This is a genomic window from Nguyenibacter vanlangensis, from assembly GCF_013376155.1.
GTDB lineage: Bacteria > Pseudomonadota > Alphaproteobacteria > Acetobacterales > Acetobacteraceae > Gluconacetobacter > Gluconacetobacter vanlangensis.
The window spans coordinates 1-1612 of record NZ_JABXXP010000630.1 but is presented as its reverse complement, the minus strand read 5'-3'; the positions used below and the strand labels follow the sequence as shown (position 1 = coordinate 1612).

Here is a 1612-nt window from a genome sequence, read left to right as displayed (position 1 = left end):
GCCAGCATCAGCACGGCGGCGGCGGCATAGCCGGCCGAGAGGGCCCCCAGGCTGCCCTGACCGATCAGCCAGCCGAACAGCAGCGGCGCCGCGACGCCGCCGAACAGCGTGCCCAGCGCATAGAACAGCGCGATGGTCAGCGAGCGGATTTCGAGGGGGAAGATCTCGCTGGCGGTCAGGTAGGCGGCGCTGGCGGCGGCCGAGGCGAAGAAGAAGATCGCGACCCAGAACAGGGTGAGCAGGCGCGCATCCAGCGCCCCGATGGAGAACAGCCAGGCGACGGCGGCCATCAGCAGGCCGGCCAGCAGGTAGGTCAGGCCGATCATGTAGCGGCGCCCCACCGTGTCGAACAGGCGCCCGAGCAGCAGCGGGCCCAGCAGGTTGCCCATGGCCAGCGGCAGGATATACAGCCCCACCCGGCCGTCGGGGACGTGGCCGTAGCGGGTCAGGACCAGGCCGTAGGTGAAGAACACGGCATTGTAGAGGAAGGCCTGCGCGGCCATCAGCACCAGCACGTAGCCGGCGCGGCCGCGATAGGGGCCGATGATGACCCGCAGCGCCTCGTGCAGTCCGAACGTGCCGGCGGGATAGATCGACACGGTTTCCAGCGTTTCGGTGATATGGCCCGGGCCGCCGTGGCGGGTTTCGATCCAGGAGACGATGCGGGTGGCTTCGTCGATCCGGCGGTGGGTCATCAGCCAGCGCGGGCTTTCGGGGACCCAGCGGCGGAGCGTGACGACCGCCAGCCCCAGCAGGGCGCCGAGGGCGAAGACGACCCGCCAGCCGGTGGCCACCGGCAGAACGCTGCCCTGAAGCAGCACGGTCGAGGCGCCGGCGCCCAGCGCGGCGCCCGCCCAGAACGTGCCGTTGACGATCAGGTCGATCCGGCCGCGCAGGCGGGCGGGCATCAATTCGTCGATGGCCGAGTTGATCGCCGAATATTCGCCGCCGATTCCGAGCCCGGTCATGAAGCGGAACAGGGCGAAACTGGCGAGGTTCCACGACAGGGCGGTCAATCCGACGCCCGCGATATAGAAGGCCAGCGTGACGGTGAAGATCTGGCGTCGGCCGAGCCGGTCGCTGAGCCAGCCGAACAGCAGCGCGCCGATCACGGCGCCCGCGACATAGGCCGATGCCGCGCCGCCGATGTCGGTGGCCGAGAGGCCCAGCGTGTCGTGGCGCTGCAGGACGGGCGCCACCGAGCCGACGACGGTGACTTCGAGCCCGTCCAGCACCCAGGTGATGCCGAGCGCCACCACCACGAGCAGGTGGAAGCGCGACCAGGGCAGGCGGTCGAGGCGCGCGGGGATGTCGGTGATGACGGGGAGATGCGGAAGCGCGCGGTTGAAGCGCGACCGGGTGGATGTTCCTGTCATGTATGACGTGATCCTGACGAGGGCGTTACGGTTGCTTGTTGCTTGTTGCTTGTTGCTTGGAGGCTGTTTTCGTAAGCCTCTTATGTCTTATTTCGCCAACAGGTCATGTAGCGGGTCGGTCGCGCCGGGCGGCATCATGTTCGTGTGAGCGGCCGGGCCGCGACGCGGATTTCCGCGATCAGGCCGGGCAGCAGGACAAGGGCCACGGCCGGGCCGCCCAGCCAGCCGGCCGCCAG

1 protein-coding gene is annotated in these 1612 nt (G+C 69.1%); it reads right to left on the bottom strand.

Going from position 1 to position 1612, the window contains the following annotated elements:
* A partial coding sequence (locus tag HUK84_RS17425) for an MFS transporter (RefSeq protein WP_176641386.1) occupies positions 1 to 1376 on the bottom strand: 1376 nt, incomplete at its 3' end.
* Between the last annotated feature and the right edge of the window lie 236 nt (positions 1377 to 1612).